General features: G+C 62.8%; 9 protein-coding genes. All 9 read left to right on the top strand.

From position 1 onward, the window contains the following. The first annotated feature begins 483 nt into the window (after positions 1-483). Positions 484-1,665: an acyl-CoA dehydrogenase family protein gene (locus ACIOVD_RS27735; RefSeq protein WP_371917610.1), complete on the top strand. Its 1,182-nt coding sequence runs from the start codon at positions 484-486 to the stop codon at positions 1,663-1,665. A 28-nt stretch (positions 1,666-1,693) separates the two neighbouring features. Next, entirely contained in the window at positions 1,694-2,878 is a 1,185-nt protein-coding gene (locus tag ACIOVD_RS27730) for a lipid-transfer protein (RefSeq protein ID WP_095171532.1), read from the top strand. 29 nt (positions 2,879-2,907) lie between these two features. Then, positions 2,908-3,348: a MaoC family dehydratase N-terminal domain-containing protein gene (locus ACIOVD_RS27725; RefSeq protein WP_095171530.1), complete on the top strand. Its 441-nt coding sequence runs from the start codon at positions 2,908-2,910 to the stop codon at positions 3,346-3,348. Positions 3,349-3,362: 14 nt separating this feature from the next. Then, the gene (locus ACIOVD_RS27720; protein ID WP_095171528.1) at positions 3,363-3,779 is read left to right on the top strand and encodes a MaoC family dehydratase; all 417 of its coding nucleotides are present in this window, start codon (positions 3,363-3,365) and stop codon (positions 3,777-3,779) included. A 29-nt stretch (positions 3,780-3,808) separates the two neighbouring features. Next, entirely contained in the window at positions 3,809-4,633 is an 825-nt protein-coding gene (locus ACIOVD_RS27715) for an SDR family NAD(P)-dependent oxidoreductase (RefSeq protein WP_095171527.1), read from the top strand. 66 nt (positions 4,634-4,699) lie between these two features. Continuing rightward, on the top strand, positions 4,700-4,867 hold the full coding sequence (locus tag ACIOVD_RS27710) for a TetR family transcriptional regulator (protein WP_237234917.1): 168 nt from the start codon (positions 4,700-4,702) through the stop codon (positions 4,865-4,867). After that, positions 4,864-5,502 carry an SDR family NAD(P)-dependent oxidoreductase gene (locus ACIOVD_RS27705; RefSeq protein WP_401131358.1) on the top strand — a complete coding sequence of 213 codons (639 nt, stop codon included), beginning with the start codon at positions 4,864-4,866 and terminating at the stop codon, positions 5,500-5,502. The genes ACIOVD_RS27710 and ACIOVD_RS27705 overlap by 4 nt, the downstream gene beginning before the upstream one ends. A 111-nt stretch (positions 5,503-5,613) precedes the next feature. Beyond that, positions 5,614-6,954 carry a cation:proton antiporter gene (locus ACIOVD_RS27700; protein ID WP_401131356.1) on the top strand — a complete coding sequence of 447 codons (1,341 nt, stop codon included), beginning with the start codon at positions 5,614-5,616 and terminating at the stop codon, positions 6,952-6,954. Positions 6,955-7,016: 62 nt separating this feature from the next. Next, positions 7,017-7,634, top strand: coding sequence for a Yip1 family protein (locus ACIOVD_RS27695; RefSeq protein WP_095171522.1), 618 nt, complete (start codon positions 7,017-7,019; stop codon positions 7,632-7,634). Positions 7,635-7,880 lie beyond the last annotated feature (246 nt).

Below are 7,880 nucleotides of genomic sequence, written 5' to 3'. Positions count from 1 at the left end.
CGGCGGCCCCCCAAATCAATGTCGGAGTACGGGCATGCCGAGCCTAAGCGAGGCACCGAGTGGTGGGGCAAGAGCGTTTTGCTTACTTTTGCGCTCTCAAAAGTGAGCCGCTGTAAGAGCGGAACCATAGGTGGCCGTTACCGAAGAAATGGATATGTACCCGGTCGAATCCAACTTCCTGGTCGGCCCACAGATGCGACGTCGCACCACAGTTGTGTAGATACCTATGGCCATCCCAGGCAAGCCCCGTCCCATAGATTTACTGTGGGCTAGCCTGCTCGCGAAGGTCCGGAGAGCGCCGCGGCCATCCTGAATCCACGCGTCATCGTTGCCGGCTCGCTTTGCTTCGGCCTTTTCCCAGCGCACTGGCGCAGGTTTTTTCTCTTTGCCACCCGCCTCGGGTGGCGTTTGCCTCGGTGCCCTCCCCCTATCGTAGTGCTCAATTCAAAGGCGCAACACGTGCCTTTGCGTCTGCGCCTGGCCATGGCGGATCGCTGCTGGCCGACGAACATTGAGGAGCCCAGAGTGCATATCGCCCGAACCGTTTTTCGCGACGACCATGAAATGTTCCGCACCACCGTGCGGCGTTTTTTCGAGCGTGAATGCCTGCCGCGCCAAGCCGCCTGGGACAAGGCCGGCCAGGTCGACCGCGAAACCTGGCTCAAGGCGGGTCGCGAAGGCTTGCTGGGCATCACCCTGCCTACCGAATACGGTGGCGGTGGCGGCGACTTCGGCCACTGTGCGGTATTCAACGAAGAGTTCGCCCGGGCAGGTGTCAGCGGTGCCTACTTCGGCATGCATTCGGATGTCATCGCCCCTTACATCAATCGTTGCGGCAACGAACAACAAAAACAACGCTGGCTCCCCGGGATCTGCAGCGGCGAAACCATCCTCGCCATCGCCATGACCGAACCCGGTACCGGCAGTGACCTCAAGGCCGTGCGTACCAGTGCCGTGCGCGACGGTGACGAGTACGTGATCAATGGCAGCAAGACCTTCATCAGCAACGGCTTGAGTGCCGACCTGGTGATCGTCGTGTGCAAGACCGATCCGGCAGCCGGCGCCAAGGGCATCAGCCTGATCGCCGTGGAAGCCAGCCGAGCCGGTTTCAAGCGCGGACGCAAGCTGGAGAAAGTCGGGCAGCCTGCGGCAGACACCGCCGAGCTGTTTTTCGACAACGTGCGGGTACCGGTCGCCAACCGCCTCGGTGAAGAGGGCCAGGGCTTTGCCTACCTGATGGGGGAACTGCCCCAGGAACGTTTCTCCATTGCCGTGTCCGCCGCCGCGAAGCTGGAGCGCCTGCTGGAACAGACACTCGAGTACGTCAAGCAGCGCAAGGCCTTCAACCAGACGGTCTGGGACTTCCAGAACAGCAAATTCAAACTCGCTGACATCAAGGCTCAGGCCACCGCCATGCGAGTGATGGTCGATTACTACCTGGGCGAACACATGCGTCGCCGGCTGACGCTCGAAGAGGCGGCGATCGCCAAGCTCTACACCACCGAAACCCTGTGGAAATGCATCGATGACATGGTCCAGCTGCACGGCGGCTACGGCTACATGCTCGAGTACCCGATCGCCCGGGCCTTTGTCGACATGCGGGTCAACCGGATCTACGGCGGCACCAGTGAAGTCATGCGCGAAATGATCGCGCGCAAGCTCTGAACCCTGAACAACAATAAGGAACCACTCGATGAGCAATAAGGTATTCGTTGCGGGCGTCGGCATGATCCAGTTCAAGAAGCCCGGAACCAACGACCCCTACGACCAAATGGGCGAGCAGGCTATCCGCCTGGCCCTGGCGGACGCTGGCCTTCAGTTGAGCGATGTTCAGCAGGCTTATGCCGGCTACGTCTATGGCGACTCCACCTGCGGCCAGAAAGCCCTGTATCGGGTCGGCATGACCGGCATCCCGCTGATCAACGTCAACAACAACTGCGCGACCGGCTCCTCGGCTCTGTTCCTCGCTCGCCAGGCCGTGGCCAGCGGCGCCGTGGAATGCGCTTTGGCATTTGGCTTCGAGCAAATGAACCCCGGCGCACTGAAGTCGGCCTGGAGCGATCGTGCACCGGCCACCGAACGGGCCCTGAGTGTGACCAACGAACTGGTGGGCATGCCGGACCTGCCCAACGCCATCCGCCAGTTCGGCGGAGCCGGCTACGCCCACATGCAGAAGTACGGCACGCGCCTTGAGACCTTCGCGAAAATTCGCGCCAAGGCCAGCCGTCATGCGGCCAACAACCCGCTGGCGGTGTTTCGCAACGTGGTCAGTGCCGCAGAGGTGCTGAGCGCCCCTGTGCTGTGGGAAGGCGTGATGACCCGCCTGATGGCCTGCCCACCGACCTGCGGTGCGGCTGCCAGCATTGTGGTCTCCGAAGCCTTCGCGAAAAAACACGGGCTGCGTACTGACGTGCTGATAGCCGGCCAAGCCCTGACCACGGACCTGCCCAGCACCTACGACGCCAAGGACATGATCCGCGTGGTGGGTTTCGACATGACCCGCATGGCCGCGCAACTGGCCTACAACCAGGCCGGGATCGGCCCCAAAGACATCGACGTGATCGAGTTGCACGACTGTTTTGCGCAAAACGAACTGCTGACCTACGAGGGCCTGGGCCTGTGTGCCGAAGGCGGCGCCGAGCAACTGGTCAACGATGGCGATAACACCTATGGCGGCGAATGGGTGACCAACCCGTCCGGCGGCCTGCTTTCCAAGGGCCACCCGCTGGGCGCCACCGGCCTGGCCCAGTGCTACGAGCTGACCCATCAACTGCGTGGCAGCGCCGACCGGCGTCAGGTCGAGGGCGCACGCATCGCGGTGCAGCACAACCTGGGCCTGGGTGGCGCCTGTGTCGTCACCGTGTACCAGAAAAACTGACACGGCCTGCCTACCACGGAGTCATTGCCATGATCGACAAGCACCACATTGGCCGGCAACTGCCCGCCTTCCTCGCCACCGCCGAAGCCGGACAACTGCGCTTTTTCGCCAAGGCTACCGGGGAAACCAACCCGATCTATTTCGACGAACAGGCCGCCCGCGATGCCGGGCACCCGAGCTTGCCGCTGCCGCCGACTTTTCTGTTCTCGCTGGAGTTGCAGATGCCGTCCAACGCCTGGCGGGAAGAGTTGGGCATCGTCACCGCACGCATCCTGCACGGCGAAGAGTCCTTTCGTTATCACCGCATGGCCTATGCCGGCGACACCCTGCGCTTTGAAGTGCGGATCGCCGACATCTACGACAAAAAAGCCGGCGCCCTGGAGTTTGTGGTGCGCGAAACCCGAGTCACCAATCAACGCGGTGAACACGTCGCCGACCTGCGCAGCGTGCTTGTGCAGCGCAACAGCTGAAGCGGAGAACAGCTATGAATGCCATCAGCCTGGAACAAATCAAGGTCGGCGAGCAACTGCCACCCCTGACGCTGAACCCGATCAACCGCACCACCCTGGCGCTGTTTGCCGGCGCCTCGGGCGATCACAACGCGATTCACATCGACACCGACTACGCACGCAAGGCCGGCATGCCCGATGTCTTCGCCCACGGCATGTTGTCGATGGCCTACCTGGGGCGTTTGCTGACCCAGTGGGTCGATCAGCGTCAATTGCGCGAATTTTCCGTGCGCTTCCTGGGCATCACCCACCTCGGTCACCAGATCACCTGTACCGGCACGGTGGTCGAGCGTTTTCAAGCCCACGGCGAGCAATGCATCAAGGTCCAGGTCCGCACCACCAACCAATACGGCGAGACCAGGATTGTTGGTGACGCTGTGATCGCCCTGTAAACCCAACCCATAACAGAGGAGCTACACCCATGGCAAAACTCGAAGGCAAAGTGGCACTGGTCACCGGCTCCGGTCGCGGTATCGGGCAACAGATCGCCCTGAAGCTGGCCAGTGAAGGCGCACGCATCGTGATCAACGACCTGGATGCCGACCCGGCCCACGAAACCGCGGAGCTGATCCGCCAAATGGGTGGCCAAGCCGCCGTCTGCCACGGCAACGTCAGCGCCCCGGACTTTGCCGACCGCTATATCAAGACCGCGATGGACCACTTCAACGGCATCGACATCATCGTCAACAACGCCGGCTACACCTGGGACGACGTGATTCAGAAGATGAGCGACGAGCAGTGGCACGCGATCCTCGACTGCCACCTGACAGCGCCTTTCCGCATCCTGCGTGCGGCCTATCCGATCATCAAGGCCCAGGCCCTGGCAGAAGCTGCGCAAGAGCGCGAAGTGTTCCGCAAAGTGGTGAACATTTCCTCGACCTCGGCCCTCAACGGCAATGCCGGGCAAATGAACTACTCCTCGGCCAAGGCCGGGGTGATCGGCATGACCCGCTCACTGGCCCGCGAATGGGGCCGCTTCAAGGTCAACGTGAACGCCGTGGCGTTCGGCTATATCGAGACCCGCATGACCCGGGCCGACGCTAACGCTGGCGCCACCGTGAACATCGAAGGCCGGGACATCCGCGTCGGGATCAGCCCGGAAGCGGCCAAGTCCCACTCCCAGCGCAACCCCCTGGGCCGCGCCGGGACGCCACAGGAAGCCGCCGATGCGGTGTACCTGTTCTGCTCGCCCGAGTCGAACTACATCACTGCCCAGACCATTGCGGTCGCCGGCAACCTGCAATAAGCGTCCGCCCCGCCACCCTCTGGCGGGGCGACACTAGCCACGCTTGATGAGCGCTGGAGCCTGCCCATGAACATGACTGAAACCAACATCCGCCTGGCCGCCATCAAACTGATTTCCCGCAACGGCTTCGAGTCGATGAGCCTGCGCCAGCTCGCGGCCGAAGCCGGGATCAATTCCTCGACGGCAAGCCCCCCGCCGCCGCACGCCGCGACCTTGGTGGAGGTACGGCCATGAGCGATCTGCTGCAGCCGTTCTCCATGGCCGGCAAGACGGTGCTGGTGGCCGATGCGGCCACTCGCCTGGGCGAACACTTTGCTCGCCTGATCAGCCGTGCCGGTGCCCGCGTAGTGCTCGGTGCCCAGCATCCACGGCAAGTCCAGCAACTGGCGGCAGACCTGCAATGGGAAGGTGCGCAGGTCTTGACCGTGCCCCTGGACAGCCGCCGGCGCGCCAGCATCGAGGCCGCACTGGATGCGGTGCAAGTGCGGTTCGGCAGCGTCGATGTGCTGATCAACAACAGTGCCGAACGCGAGCATGACAGCGAGTTCAACGATGTCGCACTGTGCACCAGCCAGCGCATGATAGTGGCGGAACGTGGCGGCAGCATCGTCAATATCGACCCGCCACCGCGACCTATCAGCGAACCCAATCCGTGCCTGCGGGCCCACAGCAGTCTGATCCGGATGAGCCGGGCGATGGCCGAGTCACTGACGCCGCACCGAATTCGGGTCAACGTCATCGCCCCGGGTGTCGACCGGGCCAACCACGAGCGGTTGTTGCAACTCAACGGTCCTCTGCTGCTGTTGGCCAGTAGCGCCGGGGCCAGCGTGACCGGTGCGGTCTTGCACCTGGACGGTACTGTTTGCTGACGGGCCCACCTGATATGAAGGGTGCCAGCAAGACCACGGGCCGCTACTTGCGCAACCGGCGCTGAATTCCCCGTTGCCCCCTGTTGTCACAGGGGGATAGAGGGTGCGGCGATGAATTTCATTCTATGGATGGCAGTGCTGGGGGCGGTCTTGCTGACCCTGGCACTGACCTCTTCCTATCTGCGTTGGCTGCCGGTGACCACCTCGGCGGTGTGCCTGATCCTGGGCGTCGCCATCGGGCCCTCGGGCCTGGGTCTGTTGCAGCTGGAGATCGCCCAGGCGTCTTTCTGGCTGGAGCACCTGAGTGAAGTCGCAGTGCTGTTTTCGCTGTTTGTCGGCGGCCTGAAGTTGCGCCTGCCACTGGCCAACCGCGCCTGGCGCATTGCCTACGGCCTGGCCGGGCCGGTGATGGTGTTGACCATCGTCGGTGTGTGCCTGTTGCTGCATTACCTGCTGGGTTTGCCGTGGGGGGTGTCGATGCTGATTGGCGCCATCCTCGCTCCGACCGACCCGGTCCTGGCGTCGCTGGTGCAAGTCACCGATGCCAAGGACTACGATCGGGTGCGTTTTGGCCTGTCGGGCGAGTCGGGGCTCAATGACGGGGTGGCGTTCCCGTTCGTGATTCTCGGCTTGCTACTGCTGCGCGATGACAGCGCGTGGCTGACCGAATGGCTGCTGCGCGATCTGCTCTGGGCGGTGCCTGCAGGGCTGTTGACCGGTTACTGGATGGGCCGTGAGCTGGGCCGCCTGACCCTGTCGATGCGCATCCGCAATGACGACAGCACCCTGTCCCCCAACGACTACTTGAGCCTGGCCTTGATTGCCCTGGCCTATGTGGCGGCCGAGGCGATCGAAGGCTACGGGTTTCTCTCGGTATTTGCCGCCGGGCTGGGCTTGCGCCAGGCCGAAGTGCGCCTGACCGGCGCCCGTACGCCGGCCGAACACCTGGTGCAGCCGCTGGTCGGGCATCAGCATGTCGAGCCACAACACGCGATCCACGGTGATCGGCAAGCGTTGGCGGACGGCCAGGTCGCGGCCGGTATCATGATGGGCGACATGTTGTCATTCGGCAGCATCGTCGAACGCGCCATGGAGGTGTTCCTGGTGACGCTGCTGGGCGTGGTGTTGCTCACGCACTGGGACTGGCGCGCCCTGCCCGTGGCCCTGGCGCTGTTCGTGCTGATCCGCCCATTGAGCGTGCTGCTGATGCCCTGGGGCAAGCTGCTCGATATGCGCCAGCGCCTGCTGGTGGGCTGGTTCGGCATTCGCGGGATCGGCAGTCTGTTTTACCTGTTCTACGCCCTCAACCACGGGCTCGATGCCCAGGTGGCGGCGGTGTCTACCCACTTCACTCTGTCGGTGGTGGCCTTGAGCATTCTGCTCCACGGCTTAAGCACCCAGCCGCTGTTGGTCGGTTACGAGCGCTACAAGGCTAAAAACTTGAAACCCTGACTGCTGCCTTGCATCCATACCTATAAGAGGCCGTTTGCGGCTGATGCCGACTGGAGGCAGTCATGAAACCCCATATCGTCAGACTCTTTACCCATCCGGACTTTGCCTGGACCGAGATCCGCAGCGAAGAAGAGCAACACCCCAGACACTACCTGGCCCACCTGCTGCTGTTGGCGCTGTTGCCGACCCTGTGCCTGTTCATCGGCACCACCTGGGTCGGCTGGAGCCTGGCCGAAGATGAAACCGTGCGACTGAGCTTCAACAGCGCCTTGCAACTGTGCCTGCTGATGTACGGGGCGATGGTCTTGGGCACAGCCTTGATGGGCGGGTTTATCCGCTGGATGTCGCGCGCCTTCGAGGCCCGGCCGAACCTCAACCAGTGCATCGGCTTTGCGGCGTACGTGGCGACCCCGTTTTTCCTGTCCGGGATCAGCGCGCTGTACCCCAACCGCTGGCTGGCCATCAGCGCGCTGATGCTCGCCGGTGCCTACACCAGTTACCTGCTGTTTATCGGGTTGCCCAAGTTCATGCGCCTGAATCAGGACCGCGGGTTGTTGTACGCCGCAGCGGTGTGGGGCATTGGTTTGCTGGTGGTGGTGACTATCATGGTCAACATGATCCTGTTCTGGTTGAACGTGTTGTCGCCCGAGTACATCCGCCCGGACCTGGTGCCGGGATAGAGGGAGCTGTGGGATTGGGCTTCTGTAGGAGCGAGCTTGCTCGCGAAAAACCTGAGGGCGCCGCATTTATTCAGGAGATACGTGTCAGCGTTCACGACCATCGCGGGCGCCCGCTTGCGGCTGTGGGCCGACCGGGGTGTTGGATTAGACCGAGTACATATCCATTCTTGCGGTAACGGCCTCCTATGGTTCCGCCCTGACGGCCGGCTCACTTTTGGACAGCGCAAAAGTAAGCAAAACGCTCTT

The sequence above is a fragment of the Pseudomonas sp. NPDC087626 genome, from assembly GCF_044743405.1.
GTDB lineage: Bacteria > Pseudomonadota > Gammaproteobacteria > Pseudomonadales > Pseudomonadaceae > Aquipseudomonas.
This window is presented reverse-complemented; position numbering and strand designations above follow the sequence as displayed.

What these genes read in the sequence shown, in the direction of transcription:
- ACIOVD_RS27735 (WP_371917610.1), top strand. Translation starts at nt 484, where the DNA reads ATGGCGGATCGCTGCTGGCCGACGAACATTGAGGAGCCCAGAGTGCAT.
- ACIOVD_RS27695 (WP_095171522.1), top strand. Translation starts at nt 7,017, where the DNA reads ATGAAACCCCATATCGTCAGACTCTTTACCCATCCGGACTTTGCCTGG.
- ACIOVD_RS27715 (WP_095171527.1), top strand. Translation starts at nt 3,809, where the DNA reads ATGGCAAAACTCGAAGGCAAAGTGGCACTGGTCACCGGCTCCGGTCGC.
- ACIOVD_RS27720 (WP_095171528.1), top strand. Translation starts at nt 3,363, where the DNA reads ATGAATGCCATCAGCCTGGAACAAATCAAGGTCGGCGAGCAACTGCCA.
- ACIOVD_RS27730 (WP_095171532.1), top strand. Translation starts at nt 1,694, where the DNA reads ATGAGCAATAAGGTATTCGTTGCGGGCGTCGGCATGATCCAGTTCAAG.
- ACIOVD_RS27725 (WP_095171530.1), top strand. Translation starts at nt 2,908, where the DNA reads ATGATCGACAAGCACCACATTGGCCGGCAACTGCCCGCCTTCCTCGCC.
- ACIOVD_RS27700 (WP_401131356.1), top strand. Translation starts at nt 5,614, where the DNA reads ATGAATTTCATTCTATGGATGGCAGTGCTGGGGGCGGTCTTGCTGACC.
- ACIOVD_RS27710 (WP_237234917.1), top strand. Translation starts at nt 4,700, where the DNA reads ATGAACATGACTGAAACCAACATCCGCCTGGCCGCCATCAAACTGATT.
- ACIOVD_RS27705 (WP_401131358.1), top strand. Translation starts at nt 4,864, where the DNA reads ATGAGCGATCTGCTGCAGCCGTTCTCCATGGCCGGCAAGACGGTGCTG.